This is a genomic window from Bradyrhizobium sp. BRP19, from assembly GCF_020194195.1.
In the GTDB taxonomy this organism is placed as follows: Bacteria; Pseudomonadota; Alphaproteobacteria; order Rhizobiales; family Xanthobacteraceae; genus Bradyrhizobium; species Bradyrhizobium yuanmingense.
The window spans coordinates 856,735-879,714 of sequence record NZ_JADYVZ010000002.1 but is presented as its reverse complement, the minus strand read 5'-3'; the positions used below and the strand labels follow the sequence as shown (position 1 = coordinate 879,714).

General features: G+C 66.2%; 2 protein-coding genes. Both read left to right on the top strand.

Features of this window, described 5'->3' with window-relative positions:
* Complete coding sequence (locus I6F36_RS09940; RefSeq protein WP_225171353.1) at positions 1-6,549, top strand: non-ribosomal peptide synthetase; 6,549 nt, start codon at positions 1-3, stop codon at positions 6,547-6,549.
* On the top strand, positions 6,542-22,978 hold the full coding sequence (locus tag I6F36_RS09935) for a non-ribosomal peptide synthase/polyketide synthase (protein ID WP_225171352.1): 16,437 nt from the start codon (positions 6,542-6,544) through the stop codon (positions 22,976-22,978). Before I6F36_RS09940 ends, I6F36_RS09935 begins: the two co-directional genes overlap by 8 nt.
* The last annotated feature ends 2 nt before the right edge of the window (positions 22,979-22,980 follow it).

The following is a 22,980-nucleotide window of genomic DNA, read 5'->3' as shown; positions in this document are numbered from 1 at the left end:
ATGGCTGACACGGCAAAGCCGAGCTTACGCGATCTGGATCCCCAGCAGATGAGAAAGCTCGTCGCGCTGGCCAGGGATCGCGGCCGGAGTGCCGACAGGAGTGGCGCTAGCGCCATTCCGGTGGTGGCGCGGAGCGGATCGTTGGAAATGTCCTTTGCGCAGCAGCGGCTCTGGCTGCTGGCGCAGCTCGATGGTACGAATTCCAGCTATCACATTCGCGGAGCATTGCGGCTTACGGGCGAGCTCGATCTCGAAGCCTTGCGTCGCAGCATCGACCGTGTGTTCGCGCGCCACGAAGCGCTGCGCAGCGTCTTTCGCGTAGTGGACGAACAGCCGCGCGTGGTGCTGCTGCCCACGGATGAGCGTGTGCCGCTGCTCGAACATGATCTGAGTAGCCGGGACGATCGCGAGCAGGAGCTGGCGCGCCTCTGCCGCGAGGAGGCCGCGACGCCGTTCGATCTCGCCGCTGGACCGTTGGTCCGCGGTCGCCTGATCCGGATGGCGGAGGGAGAGCATCTCTTCTTGCTCACCCAGCATCACATCGTCTCCGATGGCTGGTCGATCGGCGTTCTGGTGCGCGAGCTCGGCGCTCTCTACCGGGCATTCGCCGCTGGCAAGGACGATCCTCTGCCGCCATTGGCAATCCAGTATCCGGACTATGCCGTCTGGCAGCGGCAATGGCTGTCGGGCGAACGCTTGCAGCGGCAGGTCGACTATTGGCGAGAAGCACTCGCGGACGCTCCTGCCGTGCTTGAATTGCCGACGGATCGGCCGCGTCCGCCAATCAGGTCGCTCGCCGGGGCGTCCCTGCCGATCGAGATCGATGTGGAGCTGGCCTCCGGCATCAGGCGACTGAGTCAGTCGCATGGCGCCAGTGCTTTCATGACGGTGCTGGCGGCCTGGGCAGTGGTGTTGTCGAGACTCTCCTCGCAGACCGATATCGTCATCGGGACTGCGACGGCCAACCGAAATAGGCCGGAGATCGAGAGCCTGATCGGATTCTTCGTCAACATGCTGGCTGTCCGCGTTGATCTCTCGGCGGAGCCCAGCGTGGCCGAACTGCTCCGCCGCGTGCGCGCGGCGGCGCTCGCGGCGCAGGATCATCAGGACCTACCGTTCGAGCAGGTCGTCGAGATCGTCCAACCGCTGCGACGGCCGGAGCAGACACCGGTCTTCCAGGCCGTGTTCGCCTGGCAAAACAACGAGAGGGGGCCTCTCGAGTTGCCCGGCCTCAAAGCCGAGATCGCTGATATTCCGCTGCAACAGGTCAAGTTCGATCTCGAGCTCAATCTCGGCGAGATGGACGGGCGCATTGTCGGCTCCCTGAATTATGCGACGTCGCTATTCGACGAAGCGACGATCACGCGCCATCGGGGCTATCTGTTGACCGTGCTGCGGGCGATGATCTCCGATGCGGACCATGAGGTCGACCGGATCGATATCATTGGTGCCGATGAGCGCAGGCGCGTTCTCGACACTTGGAACGAGACGGCCACGCCGTTTCCCTCCGAAAGCTGCATTCAAGATCTGTTTGCGGAGCAGGTGAGAAGGGCGCCGGACGCCATTGCGCTGGCATACGAGGACGTTCGTCTGAGCTATAGCGAGCTCGATGCGCGGGCGAACAGGCTTGCGCGGCACTTGATCACCTTGGGAGTGGTGCCGGATCAGCCCGTTGCGATCTGCCTGCCGCGGGGCATCGCAATGGTGGTGAGCCTGCTGGCCGTGCTGAAGGCGGGCGGCGCCTATCTGCCGCTCGATCCCGCTTATCCTGCGGAGCGGCTACGTCAGATTGTCGACGATGCCAGGCCGCGCCTGCTGATCGCAGACGCCACAGGACGCGCGATCATTCCAGATGGGACCTGCGAGATCGTCGACCCCGACGCAGACGCGGGGCAGGCGACGTCGGATCCGAGTGATCTTCTCGAAGGACTGACTGCGCGAAGCCTCGCCTACATCATCTACACGTCCGGCTCGACCGGTCGGCCGAAGGGGGTGATGGTCGAGCACCTTGGCCTGGTGAATCTGGCGTTGGCGCAGCGGGCGTTGTTCAACGTCAATTCGAGCAGTCGCGTCGTGCAATTTGCCTCGCTCAGCTTCGATGCCAGCATCTGGGAAATCGTCATGGCCCTGTGCTCGGGCGCCGCGCTGTTTCTGGCCGGCACGCGCGAGCATCAGGACACCGCGGCATTGTTCGGCTATCTCGCGGACAATGCGATCACGCATGCGACCTTGCCGCCGGCGATGCTGCACGGGCGGACCGATCTCGAACGGCTCGCCTCGTTGCGGGTTCTCGTTCTTGCCGGTGAATTGCCCAGGGCCGAGCTGGTCAAGGGATTGCCTCCTGATATTGCCGTCTTCAACGGTTATGGGCCGACGGAAGCAACGGTCTGCGCCACGAGCTGGTTGCGGCATCGGGGCTTTGATGGCGACGCGGCTCCGATCGGTCGACCGCTGCCGAATGCGCGGATCTATCTTCTGGACCGGTTCGGTGCGCCCGTTCCGCTCGGTGCGGTCGGTGAAATCCATATCGGAGGGGTCGGCATCGCGCGCGGTTATCTCAATCGCGCCGATCTGACGGCGGAACGCTTCGTGCGCGATCCCTTCTGCGGCGATGCGGATGCACGCATGTACCGCACCGGCGATCTCGGCCGCTATCTCGCGGACGGCAATATTGCGTTTCTCGGCCGCAACGACCACCAGGTCAAGATCCGTGGCTTTCGTATCGAGCTCGCTGAAATCGAGTTTCGGCTCAACGAGCACGCCGACGTTGCCGATTCAATCGTGCTGGTGCAGCGCAATCATGGCGGCGACATGCGGCTGGTCGCCTATGTGGCCGCTAGGGGGGGCGTAAGGCGCGATGGCGGAGAGCTTGCCAGCGCGTTGCGCGATCACCTGCGTGCGTGTCTGCCGGACTACATGGTGCCGTCAGCGTTCGTAAGTCTCGATGCACTCCCGCTCACGGCGAATGGCAAGGTGGACCGCAAGGCGCTGCCGGCGCCGGAGAACGATGCATATGCGCGGCGCCGTTTCGAACCGCCGCGAGGCGAGGTCGAGCAGATTGTCGCAAATATCTGGGCCGAGCTCTTGGGCGTCGATCGGATCGGACGCAGTGACCACTTCTTCGAGCTCGGCGGCCACTCGCTGCTCGCAGTGCGCATGCTGGAGCGATTGCAGCGGCATGCGCTGAGGGCGGATGCGCGCATGCTGTTCGCGAAGCCGGTGCTGGCGGAATTTGCCGCCAGCCTCGATGGCGGCGTAGAAGCCGACGTTCCGGTCAATCAGATCACCCGGCAGACGACGGCGATCACACCGGAATTGTTGCCGCTGATCACGTTGACGCAATCCGACATCGACAGCATCGTGGCCGACGTTCCTGGCGGCGTCGCCAACATCCAGGATGTCTACGGCCTCTCGCCACTTCAGGATGGCATTCTCTTCCACCACCTGCTGTCGAAGGAAGGCGATCCCTATCTGCTGGTCGGCCGAATGGCCTTTGCCAGCCGCGACCTGCTCGATCGCTATCTCGACGCGGTCCGGCAGGTGGTCGCCCGTCACGACATTCTGCGAACGTCTATCGTGTGGAGCGGACTGTCCACGCCGGCACAGGTGGTTTGGCGGCAGGCGTCCTTGGTCGTCGACGAGGTCGTGCTGGATGGCGAAGGCCCTGGGGATGAGCAGCTCGCGCGACGATTCGATCCGCGTTTGCATCGGATCGATCTCGGACGGCCGCCGCTTTTGCGATTTGCGGTCGCGGCCGATCCGGGTGGAGAGCGCTGGCTGCTTTTGGTCCTGCTGCATCATTTGATTGGCGACCACTCCACGCTCGAAGTGATGCACGACGAGGTCGGGAAGATCCTGTCCGGGCGGAGCCACGAATTGCCGCCGCCTTATCCGTTCCGGAATCTGGTGGCACAGGCGCGCGGATCGGCGGCGACCAAGGAGCATGAGCGCTTCTTCCGCGGCATGCTCGCCGACATCGACGAGCCCTCCACGCCGTTCGGCCTGGATCGGGTGCACGGCGATGGTGCCGGTATTGCCGAAACCCGGCTGATGCTGCCCGAGAGCTTGAACGCAAGGCTTCGTGTGCAGGCGCGGCGGTTGGGCGTCAGCCTGGCCAGCCTTTGCCATCTCGCCTGGGGGCAGGTGGTGGGGCGAACCAGCGGGCGCGAGCAGGTGGTGTTCGGGACTGTTTTGTTCGGTCGCATGCAGGCCGGCGCCGGCGGCGATCGCACCATGGGCCTGTTCATCAACACCTTGCCGCTGCGGCTCGACCTCGACGACACAGCGGTCGAGGACAGCGTCCGTGATGCGCATCGTCGGCTGACCGAGCTGATGGCGCACGAGCACGCCTCGCTGGCGCTTGCGCAGCGATACAGCGGCGTCGCGGCGCCCGCGCCGCTGTTTAGCGCGATCCTGAACTACCGGCACAATGCGATGCCGGCCGATTTGGCTGCCGGCAGAGAGCACTCCGGCATCGAATGGCTCGGTGGTGAAGAGCGCACCAATTATCCCCTGATGCTGGCGGTCGAGGATTATGGCCAGGCGCTTGGCCTGTCCGCCCAGATCGTCCATCCGTTCTCGGCCGATCGCATTTGCGCCATGATGCAGCAGGCACTCGATCAATTGGCCGATGCGCTGGATCGCGCGCCGCGTGCGCCGGTCCGGCAGCTCGACATTTTGCCCCCCGACGAGCGGCAGCTGTTGCTGGAGACGTGGAACCGGACGCAGGCGCATGATCGGCGACAGTCGTTGATCGAGCAATTTGAAGCACAGGTCCGGAAGTCACCTGAGGCGATCGCGCTGGTGTTCGGCGAGGCGGAGCTGAGCTATGCCGCGCTGAATGCGCGCGCCAACCGGCTGGCGCGACGATTGCGGGATCACGGCGTCGGGACCGAAATCGTGGTCGGGCTGGCGCTCGACCGCGGCGTCGAGATGCTGGTCGCGCTGCTGGCGGTGCTAAAAGCCGGCGGGGCCTATTTGCCGCTCGATCCGGATTACCCGCCGGAGCGGCTGGCGCATATGCTGCGCGACAGCGGCGCGGCGCTGGTGCTGACGCAGACGGAGTTGCGCGATCAGTTCGCCGCCGTGCTGGCGGAGACCGGCGCCGAGGCCTGGATGCTCGACGCTGCGGACGGCGAGGGCGGCGATGCCGCCAATCTCGATGTCACCGTTCACGCCGAGAGCCTCGCCTATGTGATCTACACCTCGGGCTCGACCGGCCTGCCCAAGGGCGTGATGGTCCGTCATGACGCGGTGACGAACTTCCTGGCGACCATGGCGGAGCAGCCCGGCATGACGGCCGCCGACCGGGTGCTTGGCCTGACCTCGCTGTCCTTTGACATCGCAGTGCTTGAGCTCTGGCTGCCGCTGACGATTGGCGCCTGCGTCGTGCTGGCGGATCGCGCGGCCGCGCATGATCCTGCCAAGCTCAAGGCGATCGTGGAGCGGCATGGCGTGTCCCTGATCCAGGCAACGCCGTCGACCTGGCGGATGCTGCTCGATCATGACGGCCCTGCGCTGCCGGCGAGCTGCCGGGTGCTGTGCGGCGGCGAGGCGCTGCCGCCGGATCTGGCGCGGCGGCTGGTGGCGCAAGCCGGCGAAGTCTGGAACCTGTACGGTCCGACCGAGACCACGGTGTGGTCGGCGCGCCATCGGCTCGATGCGATGGATGATCGTCCGCTGCTGGGCCGCCCGATCGGCAACACCACGCTCTACGTTCTCGACGGTGACCTCAACCTCGCGCCGGTCGGCGTTGCCGGCGAGCTCTATATCGGCGGGAGCGGGCTCGCCCGCGGCTATTGGCAGCGCGGCGCCCTGACGGCGGAGCGCTTCATCCCCGATCCGTTCGGTCCGCCGGGCGCACGGCTGTACCGTACCGGCGACGTCGCGCGGTGGCGGTCCGACGGCGTGCTCGATTATGTCGGCCGTGCCGATTACCAGGTGAAGATCCGCGGCTTCCGCATCGAGCTCGGCGAGATCGAGGTACGGCTGCAGGCGCAGCCGGGCGTTCGCGCGGCCGTGGTGGTGGCGCGCGAGGCCGGCACCGGCCGCCAGCTGGTCGGCTATGTCAGTGGCGAAGCGCTGGATGGCGCGGCGCTCAAAACAGCGCTGTCCCCGGTGCTGCCCGACTACATGGTCCCGGCGCGGATCGTGGTGCTGGAGCGTCTGCCGCTGACGCCGAACGGCAAGATCGACCGCAAGGCATTGCCGGCGCCGGATCAGCTCGCGCCGTCCGCCCAGCATGTGGCGCCGCGCACGCCGGCGGAGGCTGCATTGGCCGCGATCTGGGCCGATCTGCTGCGCCAGCCCAATATCGGTGTCACCGACAATTTCTTCGAGCTCGGCGGCGATTCCTTGATCGCGGTCCAGCTCGTCAGCCGCATCAAGCGGGATCTCGGCCACGACCTGCCGCTCAATCGTCTGTTTGAATTGACGACCGTTGAAACCATGGCTGCTGCGCTGGGCCTGGAGAGCGAGATCGACAAGCGAAGCGACGACATCGTAGCGATGCTCGACCTGTTGAAGGAAGTCGAACTGTCCCATGAGTGACACGGCAACCACGCAAAAGCAGCAGCTGCGCGACATTTCACGGCGCTTGATGCGTCTCGATTCCGGCAAGCAGCACGCGTTCGTGTCGCAGCTCGCGGCGAAGGGCGTCAACCTCGCCATGCTGCCGATCGTGCGCCAGGGGCGAAAGCGGGCGCCGCTGTCCTTTGCGCAAGCGCGCCTCTGGTTCCTGTGGCGGATGGATCCGTCCAGCGCGGCCTACAACATATCAGCGACGGTGCGCGTGCGCGGCCAGCTGCAACCACGCGCATTGCAACAGGCGTTCGATATGCTTGTCGCCCGCCACAGCGCGCTTCGCACCGTCTTTCGGCAGGAAGGGGAGCAGGCCGAACAAGTCATCCAGGTTCCGCAGCCGGCCGCATTGCGGCACCTGGCCCTCGATGGCGACGACCGCGAACGGCAGGCGCGCGAGCTTGCGCGGCAGGAGGCCTCGCTGCCGTTCGATCTCGAGGCCGGCCCGCTTATGCGCGCGACGCTGCTGACGCTGGACGAGGGCGATCACTTCCTCGTCGTCAGCCTGCACCATATCGTGGCCGACGGCTGGTCGATGGGCGTGCTGGTTGACGAGTTCTGGAAACTGTACGAGGCATTCGCTTGCGGTGAAGAACCGGCGCTGCCGGAGCCGGAGATTGACTATGCCGACTACGCCGAATGGCAGCGGCTCTGGATGAGTGCGGTCGATGGCGAACGGCAGGTCGGCTACTGGACCAGGCGTCTCGCCGATCCGGCGGTGCTCCAGCTGCCGATCGACCGGCCGCGCCCGGCGGTCCCGGATCTGGCGGGATCGGCACATCGCATCCCGCTCGACCCGGCGCTAGCCGATGGCTTGCGCGGGCTCGCGCGGCGGCATCGCACGACCCTGTTCGCCGTCCTGCTGGCGAGCTTCAAGCTGCTGCTCTATCGCTACACCGGGCAGTCCGACATCAACATCGGCGTGCCCGTCGCCAACAGGCATCGCGACGAAGCGCGCGGCGTGATCGGTCTGTTCGTCAATACCCAGGTGCTTCGTACGCAGATCGACGGCCGCGCGGCGATCAGGGACTTCATTGCGGCGGTTCATGCGGCCACTGTCGAGGCACAGGAAAACCAGGACCTGCCGTTCGAACGTCTGCTCGAAATCCTTCGGCCCACGCGCAGCCTGAGTCAGAATCCACTGTTCCAGGTCCTCTACAATCACCAGCGCCGTCGGGCGTCGGCTAGTCCATCGGATCGGACCGGTCTCCAGATCGAGACAATCGAAACAGAGGTCGATGCCGTCAAGTTCGACCTCGCGCTCGATACCGAGGAGGGGCTGTCAGGCGAAATCCGCGCCGTCTTTACCTATGCGACGGCGCTGTTCGAGGCGGCGACGATCGAGCGTCTTGCCGCGCATTGGGCCACGACCCTGAAGGCCATGGTCGCCGACGACGCGCAAGGGATCGCCGATGTGGCGTTGCTGTCCGAACAGGAACTGGGGCAGTTGCGGCAATGGAATCGCGCCGACGAAACGGCAAGCTCATCGTTCACACCGGTGCATCGGACGGTTGCACGGCTGGCCGCCGAAACGCCCGACGCGCCGGCGCTGGTCTTCGGTGACGATGAGATCAGCTATGCCGAGCTCAACCGCCGCGCCAATCGGCTCGCGCACCACCTGATCCGCCTCGGTGTCGGGCGCGACGACCTTGTCGGTGTCTCGGCACGGCGTTCGCCAGGCCTCATTACAGCGCTGCTCGCCATCTTGAAGACGGGTGCAGCCTATCTGCCGCTCGATCCCGAGCATCCGGCCAGACGACAGGTCGGCACCCTGCGCGATGCCGGCGCGCGTGTCGTGCTGGTCGACGCAGATAGTTCGGCGTTAACGCCGCCGCCAGCTGGCGTTGTGGTCGTTCCGCTCGGTGCGATCGATCTCGCCAAGGAGAGCGAAAGCGATCCCGAGATCGCGGTGGTGCCAACCAGTCTTGCCTATGTGATCTACACCTCCGGCTCCACCGGCATCCCCAAGGGCGTCGCGGTCGAACACGGTCCGTTCGCCATGCACTGCGAGGTGACGGCCGGGCTCTACGACATGGATCGGCACTCGCGCGAGCTGCACTTCCTGTCCTTCACCTTCGATGGCGCCCATGAGCGGCTCTGGACCGCACTGACCTGCGGCGCGGCGCTCGTGATGCGGGATGCGGACCTGTGGTCCGCCGAACAGACTATCGAGGTTCTGCGCCGGCAGCGCGTCACCAATGCCGGATTCCCGCCCGCCTACCTGCAACAGCTCGCTGATTTCGCGATGTGGCGTGGCGATCCGCCGCCAGTCGAGCTGTACTCGTTCGGCGGCGAGGCGATGCCAAAGGCCGGCTTCGACAAGGTCAAGCGCGCGCTCAAGCCGCGGGCATTGATCAACGGCTACGGGCCGACCGAAACCGTGGTCACGCCGCTGGTCTGGAAGGTCGATGCGAGCGAGGAGATCGACGGCAATTATGCCCCGATCGGTCGCCCGGTGGGCCGCCGCTCGGCGTACATCCTGGACAATGATTTCAACATCGTCCCGGTCGGCGTGACCGGTGAACTGATCATCGGCGGCGAGGGCTTGGCGCGCGGTTACTGGCAGCGCGCCGAGCTGACGGCCGACCGCTTCGTCCCTGATCCGTTTGGCGCGCCGGGCGCGCGGCTGTATCGCACCGGCGATCTGGCGCGGTGGCGCGCCGATGGCGTCATCGAATATGTGGGCCGGACCGATCATCAGGTGAAGATCCGCGGCTTCCGGATCGAGCTCGGCGAGATCGAGGCATGGCTGACGCGGCAGGCCGGCGTGCGGTCGGCCGTGGTCGTTGCCCTTGAAGCCAGCGTCAGCCGTCAGCTGGTCGGCTATGTCGCCGGCGATGGGCCGTTCGACGAAGCGGCGATGCGTGCGGCGCTCTCGGATGAGCTGCCCGACTACATGGTGCCGGCCCGCATCGTGCGATTGGACCGGCTGCCGCTCACCGCGCACGGCAAGGTTGATCGCGACGCCCTGCCGGCGCCTGAGATGCCGGCCGCAACCACCGCGCATGTCGCGCCGCGCTCCGCAGCCGAGACGGTGCTCGCTGCGATCTGGGCCGAGCTGCTCGGCCAGCCCGCCATCGGCGCCACCGACAATTTCTTCGAGCTCGGCGGCGATTCCATCATCTCGCTGCAGCTGGTCGGTCGCGCGCGCCAGGCGGGCCTGCTGATCGAGCCGCGTGACGTCTTCCGGCATCAGACCTTGCAGGATCTGGCGCGCGTGGCGCGGAGTGAAGACAAAGCGGAGATCGTCGCCGCTGAGATCGATCTCGACGGCCGCGAGCACCTGCTGCTGCCGATCCAGTTGCGGTTCCTCAGTGAGGATGCAGGGGACCGTCATCACTGGAATCAGGCCGTCCTGCTGATGCCGAAGTCGCGGCTCGACTGGAAGCTCGTCGAGCTCACGCTTGCCGCTCTTGTCGCGCATCATGCGGCCCTGCGCCTGCGCTTCGAGGAGATTGATGGCGGTTGGCGCGCGACCTACGGCGCTACACCGCCAACGTCCGAGCTGCTGTGGATTCTTGGTGACCTCCAGGATGCCGCCGCAGTCACGAAGGTCGCCTCACAAGCTCAGGCCAGCCTGTCGCTGGCCGGGCCGCCGTTGCGTGTGGTCGGCATGGATCTCGCGGACGGCAGCCAGCGGCTTCTGGTGGTGGTGCATCATCTCGTCATCGACGGCGTGTCATGGCGTGTGCTGCTCGAAGACTTTGCGACGGCGTACGATCAGCTCCGCCAGGGCGCGGCTTCAGTCGCGCTGGCGAGGAGCGACTCTTATGCATCCTGGGGCGCGCGATTGCAGACCTATGCTGCGACAGACGAGCTGGCAGCCGAGCTCGACTATTGGCTGGAGCGGGGATCGCATGCGGCGTTTCCCTGCGATGACGATCATGGCGGGGTCGACCGGGTTGCAGACGGCGAGGAGGTCCTGCTGGCGTTCGACGCCGGATTGACCACGCGGCTGCTGAAGGAAGCCCCGTCCGCCTACCGCACCCAGGTCAATGATCTCCTGCTGGCGGCACTTGCGCGAGCCGTGTCGCGCTGGGGCGGGATCGAGGACGTCGTCGTCGAGCTCGAAGGCCATGGCCGCGAGGACGTCTTTGCGGGCGCCGATGTGTCCCGCACCATCGGCTGGTTCACCACTGCTTTTCCGGTGCGGCTGTCGGGTAGCTCCGAGGACGATGCCTCTCTGATCAAATCCATCAAGGAGGAGCTTCGGGCCGTTCCCAACCGCGGGCTGGGGTACGGCATCCTGCGCCATCTCGGCACCGAGGCGCAGCGGAGCGCCCTGGCGACACGCCCTGAGCCGCGCATCGTCTTCAACTATCTCGGCCAGTTCGATTCCAGCATGGGAGAGAGTGCCCCGTTCCGCCTCGCGCCCGAGAGCTCGGGGCCGATGCGCAGCGAAAGCGCGCCACTCGGCCGCTGGGTCAGCATCAACGGTCAGGTCGGCGAAGGACAGTTGCGCCTGTCGTTCAGCTATGGCCGCAGGCGTTACCGGCGCGCAACGATCGAACGTCTCGCCGAGCATTACGCGGCTTCCTTGCGCGAACTCGTCGCGCATTGCACGGGCGGCGCCCGCGGCATCACGCCGTCGGACTTCGCCTTGTCGAACCTCAAGCAGGCTGATCTCGACGCGCTGGTCGCGACGATCGACTGCCGCGAGATCGAGGACATCTATCCGCTGTCGCCCATGCAGCAGGGCATGCTGTTCCATGCCCTTCGTGATGGCGAGAGCGGCAATTACGTCAACCAGATCGGCCTGGAGGTCCGTGGTCTCGAGGCCGGCAGGCTGCGCGCAGCCTGGCACGAGATCAGCTCGCGCCACGCCGTGTTGCGAACCGGATTTGCGTGGCGCGAGCTGTCGGGGGCCGCGCAGCAGGTGGTCTATCGCTCTGCGCCTTTGCCATTCGAGGAAGAAGACTGGCGCTCGCGGGCGGCCGCCATGGAAGAGGAGGAGCTGCGGGTTGCGCTCGCGGGTATTGCGCAAGCCGAACGCGCCAGGGCATTCGACCTGTCGCAAGCGCCATTGCAGCGGGTCCGGCTGATCCGGCTCGACGAGGCACGCCACTGGCTGATCTGGACCCACCACCATATCCTGCTCGACGGCTGGAGCGCCGCGCGTCTGATGGCGGAGATCCTGCAGCACGAACGCGGTGCGCGACTATCGGCCGTGAAGGGCCGCTACCGCGACTACATCGCGTGGCTGCAAAGGCAGGACCGCGACGCGTCCGCGTCGTTCTGGCGATCGGCCTTGGCCGAATTGGACGAGCCCAGCTTCCTAGCGGACACGCTGGGAGGACCTGCGGCCAACGGTGCTTCCGGCCATGGCTCGTCGGACCTGCTGCTCACGGCCGACCTGACGGCAAGCCTGCAAGCCTTTGCGCGGCGCGAGCACGTCACGTTGAACACGCTGGTGCAAGGCGCGTGGGCGCAGCTGCTGCGTCGCCACACCGGCCAGAGCGCGGTCTGTTTCGGCGCGACGGTATCGGGCCGGCCGGCCGAGATCAGCGGGGCCGAGGAGATGGTCGGCCTGTTCATCAACACGCTACCCGTCGTCGATCAAGCAGCCCCGCAAACGGAAGTGGGAGCGTGGTTGCGCGACCTCCAGGCGCGCAATACGGATCTGCGCGATCATGGCTGGATGCCGCTCTATGACATTCAGCGTCTTGCCGGCCGTTCCGGACGCGCGTTGTTCGACAACATCCTCGTGTTCGAGAACTATCCGATCGATCAGGCGCTACGGGGCGAGAGCGAAAGCGGACGCCGGTTCGGCCGGGTCGAGCAGGTCTCGATCACCAACTATGCGCTGACGGTGGCGGTCTTCGCCAAGCCCGACGGCATCAATCTGGGCTTTCGCTACGATCGCAGCCGCCTCGACCACGATCATATCAGATATCTGCAAGCCTCGCTGTCGCAACTGCTGGCCAGGATCGTGGCGGACGCCTCGCGGCCGCTGGGCGCGCTGGACAGCCTCGATGCCGATGAGGAGCAGAGATTGCTCGGCTGGGGCGGCAGCGCCGAGCGGGCACCGAAGCTTGGCGACACTATCGTCGCGCAGATCGAAGCCCGGGCCGCGGCTTCGCCATCGTCGATCGCGTTGATCTTCGGTGAACGGCAGATCAGCTATGGCGAGCTGAACGCGCGTGCCAATCGCCTGGCATGGCGGTTGCGGGAGCACGGGATCAGTCGCGACCGGCTGGTCGGCTTGGCGCTCGAGCGCAGCATCGAGCTGATCGTCGGCGTCCTGGCCGTGCTGAAGGCCGGAGGCGCCTATCTGCCGCTCGATCCCGACTACCCGTCCGATCGCCTGCTCCACATGCTGCGTGATAGCGGAACGGCGCTGGTGCTGACCCAGGAGCGGCTGCTTCCGCACCTGGCGTCTGTGATCACGGATGCGGACGTCGAGGCCTGGACAATCGACGGCGAGGCTGAAGCTCGGATCGGCGCGCCTGCCGGCAATCCCGACCCGGCGCTTCATCCGGACAGCCTGGCTTATGTGATGTACACGTCCGGCTCGACCGGCGTACCCAAGGGCGTCGCCTGCTCGCATCGCGCACTCGCGGCACGGCTCGGCTGGATGCAGGCGGAGTATGGTCTCGATCCCGCCGAGACCTTGCTGCACAAGACCCCGTTCAGCTTCGACGTCTCGGTTTGGGAGATATTGTGGCCGCTCGCAACCGGCGCGCGGCTGGCGATCGCGCCTCCAGGCGCGCATCGCGAGCCGCGACTCCTGGTGGACGCCGTCATCGCCCATGACGTGACGACGCTGCACTTCGTGCCGCAGATGCTCGAGCATTTCGTGGCCGAGCCCGGCGCGGCGCGCTGCACCTCGATCAAGCGCCTGTTTGCTGGCGGCGAGGCGCTGTCGCTCGATCTCATGACGCGTGTACGTGCGGCGTTCCCCCACGTGCGATTCGACAATCGCTACGGTCCGACCGAGGCTCTCATCAACGCCACGTATTGGACTTGTCGCGACGAGGATGGGACGAGCGTGCCGATCGGCCAGCCCATTCCCGGCGTGACGATCCGCATCCTCGACGCCGATCTGAACATGGTTCCGGCAGGCGTGACTGGCGAGTTGTTCATCGGCGGGGCCGGTTTGGCGAGGGGCTATTGGCGGCGCGAGAAGCTGACGGCGGAGCGCTTCATTCCCGATCCCTTCGGGGAGCAAGGCGAGCGGCTCTATCGGTCGGGAGACCTGGCGCGCTGGCGCGCCGATGGCGCGATCGACTATGTCGGACGCGCGGATCACCAGATCAAGATCCGCGGCTTCCGCATCGAACTCGGCGAGATCGAGGCGCGGCTGCTCGAGCAGCCCGGCGTTCGCTCCGCCGTCGTGGTGGCGCGCGATGTCGGCGCCAGCCGGCAGCTCGTCGGCTATGTCAGCGGCAGCGGTGAGTTGACTGAGGCAGCCTTACGGGCCGCGCTGTCGGCCGTCTTGCCGGATTACATGGTGCCGCCGAGAATTGCCGTGCTGGAGCGGCTGCCCTTGATGCCGAGCGGCAAGGTTGATCGCCAAGCGCTGCCGGCGCCCGATATGGCCCATGGCCATGCGGATCATCAGGCGCCACGCACGCCTGCGGAGATAGCTTTTGCGGCGATCTGGGCCGAGCTGCTCGGCCGGCCGGCCGTCGGCCTCACCGACAATTTCTTCGAACTCGGGGGCGATTCCATCATCTCGCTCCAGATGGTGAGCCGCGCCCGGCGCGCCGGATACCTGATCGAACCGCGTGACGTGTTTCAGCACCAGACCTTGGAGGCTTTGGCGCTTGCAGCGCGTTCGCAACAGCGCGCGGGCACGCTCGCCGACCAAGGGCAGGTCACCGGCCCGCATCCGCTCTTGCCGATTCAATCCCGCTTCTTTGCGGAGGACATGGAGAACCGGGATCATTGGAACCAGGCGGTGCTGTTGCAGCCGAGAGAGCGTCTCGACTGGAACGTGATGCGGCGCGCACTCGCCGCCGTGGTCGATCATCATGATGCACTGCGCCTCCACTTCGAGGAGAGGCAAGGGAACTGGTGTGCCGAGCACGGCGCTGCTGTGGGCGCGGAGGACCTGCTCTGGGTCCGGCAGGCGGCCGGCCGCGATGCCGTGACGGCGCTGGCATCGTCGGCGCAGGCGAGCCTGTCCATCTCCGAGGGCAGGCTTTTGCGAGCGATCGGCATCGATGTCGCCGACGGCAGCCAGCGTTTCCTGATCGTGATCCACCATCTCGTGGTCGACGGGATGTCATGGCGCATTCTGCTGGAGGACATCGCCGCAGCTTACGCGCGGTTTGGAAACGGCGACGCCACGGTTGTGCTTCCGCCCAAGAGCCACGCCTACGCACTGTGGGGACAGCGCTTACGGACCTACGCATCGTCCCCTGAACTGGCGGCGGAATTGCCTTACTGGGCCAGCCGCGGCGCGCATGCGGACATTCCCTGCGACGACGATCATGCCGACCTCGATCGCATGGCGGATGCCGATGAAATCCTGCTGTCGTTCGAAGAGCAATGGACGCAGCGCCTGCTGGCGGAGGCGCCATCGACTTATCGTACGCAGATCAACGATCTCCTTCTTGCCGGCCTTGCACGCGCCGTCTGGCAGTGGAGTGGGCAGGACGACGTTCTCGTCGAGCTGGAGGGGCATGGCCGCGAGCCTCTCGCTGGCGATCTCGACCTCTCGCGCACGGTCGGCTGGTTTACGACGGCTTTTCCCGTGCGGTTGGCCGGTGGCTCGGAAGATCCTTCGTCATTGATCAAGACCGTGAAGGAGGAGCTTCGCGGCATTCCCGGCCGCGGGCTGGGCTACGGCGTATTGCGCTATCTTGGCTCCGAAGAACAACGTTTGGCGCTATCGCATGCCGGCGAGCCGAAGATTGCGTTCAATTATCTCGGCCAGATCGACGGAGGCGACGAGGCGGCGCTGTTCAAGATGGCAGCGGAAAGCGCCGGCCGATCGCGGGATGCATCGAGCCCGCTGCGACGCTGGCTGACCGTGAACGGCACGGTGCGCGATGGTCGGTTGTTTCTATCGTTCGGGTTCGGCCGCAAGCGCTATCGGCGCGAGACGGTCGAGCGGCTGGCCGCGTTGTACGAGGCTGCGTTGCGCGAGCTGGTCGATCACTGCACCGGCGACGCTTGCGGTCTGACACCATCGGACGTGGCGTTGTCGGGGCTGGGTCAGACCGAGCTCGACAGGCTTGCGCTTGATTGGCGCGAGATCGAGGACATCTATCCATTGTCGCCGATGCAGCAAGGCATGTTGTTCCATGCGATGCATGACGGCGAGAGCGGGCTCTACGTCAACCAGGTCGCGGCGGAGATCCGTGGGCTGGACGCCGGAAAGCTGCGCCGCGCCTGGCAGGCAGCCAGCGATCGTCACGCGGTGCTGCGGACGGGATTTATTTGGCGTGACCTGTCCGGCGCGCCGCAACAGGTCGTCTATCGACGGGCCGAAGTGCCCTTTATCGAGGATGACTGGCGAGCACGGAGTGCGACCTGGGACCAGGCGCAACTGGATGCGGCGCTGGCCGACGTTTCGCGGCAGGAGCAGGCCGCCGGCTTTGACCTGTCGCGGCCGCCCTTGCAGCGCGTTCGGTTGATCAGGCTCGGCAACGACAGGCATTGGCTGATCTGGACGCATCATCACATTCTGCTCGATGGGTGGAGCTCGGCGCGGTTCATCGCCGAAGTGATGCAACATAACGGCGAGGGGCGCCTGCCGCCGTTGCGGCACCGCTATCGCGACTACATCGCGTGGCTGAAGAGCCGCGACAGCGACGCATCGGCGGCGTTCTGGCGCAATGCGACGGCTGGGCTGGTCGAGCCGAGCTTCCTCGCAGGCAGCCTGGCCGAAGGGGGGGACGTGGAAACGTCCGGCCATGGCATGCTTGCGCTGGAGCTGGATCCTGCCATGACCGGACGGTTGCAGGAATTTGCGGCGCGCGAGCGGATCACGATGAACACGCTGGTGCAGGCGGCATGGGCGCAGTTGCTGCGGCAGCATACCGGGCAGGGGACGGTTTGCTTCGGTGTCACCGTGTCGGGCAGGCCGCCCGAGCTCGCCGGCGCCGAAGAGATGGTCGGCCTGTTCATCAACACGTTGCCCGTGATCGACGGCGTCAGCCCGCAGCAGGCCGTCGGTGCATGGCTGCGCGAATTGCAGGATCGCAATCTGGCCCTGCGCGAATTCGGCGCCACGCCGCTCTATGAGATCCAACGGCTGGCAGGGCGTCCCGGACGGCCGTTGTTCGACAGCATCCTGGTGTTCGAGAACTACCCGGTCGACCGCGCGCTGATCGGACAGAACCGGCAGATCCAGGTCGGCGAGACCTGGATTGTCGAGACCAGCAATTATCCCTTGTTCGCCAGCATCGGCGTCGATGAGCGCCTGCGCCTCGTTCTCAACTATCAGCGCAAATATTTCGACGAGGCCCAGATCGCACGGCTGCAGCGAACCTTTGTGCGGCTGATCGAGGCGCTGAGCATGGATGCCCATCGACCGGTCGGGATGATCGCGGCCCGCGATCCCACGGATGACGTCCTGCTTGCACGGGCGAACGATACGCGCCGGGATGAACCGCGCGAGGGGATCATTGCGCAGTTCGAGGCACAGGTCCGGAAGTCGCCGCAGGCGATCGCGCTGGTGTTCGGCGAGGCGGAGCTGAGCTATGCTGCGCTGAATGCACGCGCCAACCGGCTGGCGCGGCGATTGCGCGATCGCGGCGTCGGGACCGAGATCGTGATCGGGCTGGCGCTCGAGCGCAGCGTCGAGATGCTGGTCGCGCTGTTGGCGGTGCTAAAAGCCGGCGGGGCCTATTTGCCGCTCGATCCGGATTACCCGCCGGAGCGGCTGGCGCATATGCTGCGCGACAGCGGCGCGGCGCTGGTGCTGACGCAGACGGAGTTGCGCGATCAGTTCGCCGCCGTGCTGGCGGAGACCGGCGCCGAGGCCTGGATGCTCGACGCTGCGGACGGCGAGGGCGGCGATGCCGCCAATCTCGATGTCACCGTTCACGCCGAGAGCCTCGCCTATGTGATCTACACCTCGGGCTCGACCGGCCTGCCCAAGGGCGTGATGGTCCGTCATGACGCGGTGACGAACTTCCTGGCGACCATGGCGGAGCAGCCCGGCATGACGGCCGCCGACCGGGTGCTTGGCCTGACCTCGCTGTCCTTTGACATCGCAGTGCTTGAGCTCTGGCTGCCGCTGACGATTGGCGCCTGCGTCGTGCTGGCGGATCGCGCGGCCGCGCATGATCCTGCCAAGCTCAAGGCGATCGTGCAGCGGCATGGCGTCTCCCTGATCCAGGCAACGCCGTCGACCTGGCGGATGCTGCTCGATCACGACGGTCCTGCGCTGCCGGCGAGCTGCCGGGTGCTGTGCGGCGGCGAGGCGCTGCCGCCGGATCTGGCGCGGCGGCTGGTGGCCCAGGCCGGCGAGGTCTGGAACCTGTACGGCCCGACCGAGACCACGGTGTGGTCGGCGTGCCATCGGCTCGATGCGGCGGACGATCGTCCGCTGCTCGGCCGCCCGATCGGCAACACCACGCTCTACGTTCTCGACGGTGACCTCAACCTCGCGCCGGTCGGCGTTGCCGGCGAGCTCTATATCGGCGGGAGCGGGCTCGCCCGCGGCTATTGGCAGCGCGGCGCCCTGACGGCGGAGCGCTTCATTCCCGATCCCTTCGGTCCGCCGGGGGCGCGGCTGTACCGCACCGGCGATGTGGCGCGGTGGCGATCCGACGGCGTGCTCGATTATGTCGGCCGTGCCGATTACCAGGTGAAGATCCGCGGCTTCCGCATCGAGCTCGGCGAGATCGAGGCACGGCTACAGGCGCAGGATGGTGTCCGCGCGGCCGTGGTGGTGGCGCGCGAGGCCGGCGCCGGCCGCCAGCTGGTCGGCTATGTCAGTGGCGAAGCGCTGGATGGGACGGCGCTCAAAACGGCGCTGTCCTCGGTGCTGCCCGACTACATGGTCCCGGCGCGGATCGTGGTGCTGGAGCGCCTGCCGCTGACGCCGAACGGCAAGATCGACCGCAAGGCATTGCCGGCGCCGGATCAGCTCGCGGCGTCCGCCCAGCATGTGGCGCCGCGCACGCCGGCGGAGGTCACATTGGCCGCGATCTGGGCCGATCTGCTGCGCCAGCCCAACATCGGCGTCACCGATAATTTTTTCGAGCTCGGTGGTGATTCCATCATCTCGCTGCAGATGGTGAGCCGCGCGCGGCGCGAAGGCGTGCTCATCGAGCCGCGCGACGTGTTCCGGCATCAAACCATCGAGCTGCTGAGTGCGTCGTCCCGAGATGTCGAGCCCGATAAGGAAGACCCCGCATCGGAGCGTGGCTCGCTGGCGGGACTCTCCAGTGAGCAGCTCGAACGGCTCGGTCTGGACTGGAGCCGCGTCGAGGACGTCTATCCGCTGTCGCCGATGCAGCAGGGCATGCTGTTTCACAGCCTGCGCGATGCTGGCAGCGGCGTTTATGTCAATCAGGTCAGTGTCGAGATCCGGGGCCTCGACCCGGAACGGCTCGGCACAGCGTGGCGCGAGGTGAGCGCGCGTCATCAGATGCTGCGGACCGGCTTCCTCTGGCGTGAGCTCTCCGGCTCCCCGCTGCAAGCCGTCTATCGCGACGCCATCGTGCCGTTCGCAGAGGAGGACTGGCGAGGGCAGGCGATCAGTGATGAAAGAATTGCGGCGGCTCTTGCCGATGAGCGCGCCGCCGAGTTCGATCTCCAGAGGCCGCCGCTCCAGCGGGTGCGGGTGTTGCGCCTCCAGGACCACCTGTATCGGCTGATCTGGACCTATCATCACATCCTGATGGACGGCTGGAGCTCGGCAAGGTTCGTCGGAGAAGTCCTGGAGTGCTATTACGGCGGCGCTGCTGCCGCGAACGCGACGCGCTACCGCGACTATATCGCCTGGCTGCAGGCGCAGGACGCCAAGGCTGCCGAAGCTTTCTGGCGTGAACAACTCAGGAGCTTTGATCAGCCAACGCAGCTCGCCGACGCCTTCGGCGCGCGCCGCCATCAGGCATCCGGCCACGAACGCTGTTACACGCGTCTCGGAGAGGCCGCGACCGCGGAGCTGAAGGCGTTCGCGCGCCGCGAACGGATCACGCTGAACACCGTCGTCCACGGCGTGTGGGCGCTGCTGCTGCAACGCTATACGGGCCAGAACACAGTCACATTCGGCGTAACCGTGGCCGGTCGTCCGGCCGGTCTCGACGGATCGCAGCAGATGCTCGGGCTCTTCATCAACACGCTGCCCGTGATCGATACGATTCCGCCCGAAAGCCCGATCGGTGAATGGCTCCGCGCGCTGCAGGACCGCAATTCGGCGATCCGGGACTACGAGCACACGCCGCTCTATGACATCCAGGGCTGGGCCGGCCGCGCCGGTCAGACCATGTTCGACAGCATCATCGTCTTCGAGAATTATCCGATCGAACGCAGCATGCACCGCGGTGCAGGCGGGTTGCAGTTCAGCGGTCTGAAGAATGTCGACGTGACGAACTATCCGATGGACCTCTCGGTGCTGGTCGAAGACACGCTTCAGGTCGAATACACCTATATGCCGAGCCATTTCACCGCGGTGCAGGCGACCCAGATCAAGGTGCAGTTCGAGCACTTGCTGGCGGAGCTGACGCGGGATGCCGCGGCCTTGCTTGGTAGCATCGATCCCGTCACGGAGCTCGATGCCGCTCTTGCAGATCGTTGCAATCGGCACGCGACGTCAAGCGCTCCCCTGCCGCTGGTGCATGAGGCGATCAGCAGCCATGCGCGGCGTTATCCGGAGCGGACGGCGCTGACCATCGGCAGCTCGGTGCTCTCGTTCGGAGACCTCGAGCGCAGGGCCAACCGCCTGGCGCATCACCTGATCGCCCGGGGGCTCAAGCCCGAGCAGCGCGTCGGCGTGGTGGTCGAGCGAACTGCTGCCACGATGATTGCGTTGCTGGCCGTGCTCAAGGCGGGTGGGGCCTACGTTCCACTCGATCCCGAGCTGCCCTCGGAGCGGCGCGCGTTCGTCATGCGCGATGCCGCAATCGCATTCCTGTTGACGGGTCCGCTCGAAATCGAGGGCAGCCCGGACGGCATGGAGCGAATTTCCTTGTCTTCGTTCGAGTTCGACGCGGGACCGGACCATCCGCCGCAGCCCGAACTGCATCCGGAAAACCTTGCCTATTTGATCTACACCTCGGGCTCGACGGGGACGCCAAAGGGCGTCGCTGTCGCCCACGGACCGCTGGCGATGCACTGTCGCGTCACGGGCAGCCTCTACGAGATCGACGAAAGCTCCTGCGAGCTGCATTTCCTATCGCTGGCCTTCGACGGCGCTCATGAGCGCTGGCTCACAGTTCTGTCGCATGGCGCACGGCTGTTGATGCGTGACGCCGAATTGTGGACGCCGGAACAGACCGTCGAGAACCTGCACGCCCATCGCGTCAGCCATATCGGATTGCCGCCGGCCTACCTCCAGCAGGTCGCCGATTGCGTCGAGCAGAGCGGCAATCCACCGCCGGTCAAGCTCTACTCGTTCGGCGGCGAGGCGATGCCGAAGGCGGGCTTCGACAAGGTCAGGCGCGTTCTCAAGCCACGCATTCTGATCAATGGTTATGGTCCGACCGAAACCGTCGTCACGCCGCTGGTCTGGAAAGTCGATGGCGCGTCGGAATGCGACACGCCCTACGCGCCGATCGGCGTGCCGGTCGGAGATCGCCGTGCCTACATTCTCGATGCCGCGCTCGACATTATTCCCGCCGGCGTCGCCGGCGAGCTTTATCTCGGCGGCTTTGGGCTGGCACGGTGCTATCACGGCAAGGCCGGTATGACCGCAGAGCGCTTCGTGCCTGACCCATTCTCGTCGGCCCCGGGAGCGCGGCTGTACCGCACCGGCGATCTGGCGCGGTGGCGCGAGGACGGCACCGTCGAATATCTCGGCCGCAGCGACGACCAGGTCAAGGTCAACGGCTTCCGGATCGAGCTCGGAGAGATCCAGACCTCGCTGCTTCGTCATGAGGCGATTGCGCAGGCGGCGGTGGTGGCAGTGCCGAGTGCAGCCGGAAATCAGCTCATTGCCTATGTCGCGCCGAAGGCGGCAGATGACGCCGCGCCTGATGCGGCCGAGACGCTGGTCGAGCGCTTGACCGGTTTCCTGAAGCTCGTCCTGCCGGCCTATATGGTGCCGGCTCGGATCGTGGTGCTGGAGCGGTTGCCGACATTGTCGAGCGGCAAGATCGACCGGCGTGCATTGCCGGCTCCCGATGCGTCGATGCGGAGCTTCTTCCCCCCGCGAACCCCGGCAGAGATTGCAATGGCGCGCCTGTGGTCCGAGATCCTGGAGGTGCCGCAGGTCGGCGTCACCGACAATTTCTTCGAGCTTGGCGGCAATTCAATCCTGTGCCTCAAGGTCGTGGCGCGGGTCCGTCAGGACAAGACGTTCGGGATCGAGATCAAGCTGCGCGATCTGCTTCAGAAGCCGACGATCCGCGCCTTGCTCGCCGGCAGCGCCACCGCGGCGTCCGCCGTCGCATCCGCGCCATCGGCGCTGCTGCCGCTGAATGCCGCGGTTCGCGGCGTGAACCCGGTCTTCGCTGTGCATGGCGGCTTCGGCACAGTGTTCGACTACGGGCCGCTGGCGCGCCGCCTCGAAGGGCACCGGCAGCTGATCGGGCTGCAATCGAGAATGCTGGTCGATCCCTCGTGGACCGACGCCTCCCTCGAAGCCATGGCCGTGGACTACGCGGCCGAGATCCGGCGGATGCAGCCGCGCGGTCCCTATAGCCTGGTCGGCTGGTCCTTGGGAGGACTGCTGGTCGGTCTCGTCGCGGCCGAGCTCGAACGCGGCGGTGAGCGCGTCGATCGTCTCGCGCTGGTCGACAGCTTCGTGCCGCGGCAGCCGGACGGATCGAACCGGCAGGAGTCGATGGCACACTGGGCCGACGATCTCGCAGGATTGCTGTCGGCGGTTCTTCCGAGCGCTGCGGCCTCTCGCATCAAGGCGCAGGTCGAGGCAGCGAAACGCGCTGATTTGCCGGAGACGCCGGAGCGCATCCGCGATCTGGTCGCCTCTGCTGTGGAGCAGAGCAGGAGCGTGAGAGCGAACGACGCCTCGCTCGGCGCCGATGATTTGTCCGCTGCATTCGCAGTCGGACGGCACCTCAACAGGCTGGCGCAGAACACAGCGCTGCCGCGGGGCCTGGAAGCCACGCCGCTCTGCTGGTGGACCTCGACCCGTCTGGCACAGCGTGATCGGCTGGAATCGCAGATGCCGAAGGCGGTCGATCGCGGCTTCGTCGGCGACAACCATTTCACGATCCTGAGGGATGCCGGCCTGCTCGGTGAGATCTGCGGTCTGCTCGTGCCGGCGGAGGCGTCGACGATCGCGCAGGATACGGTCCCGGAGCCAGCGGAGTAAGT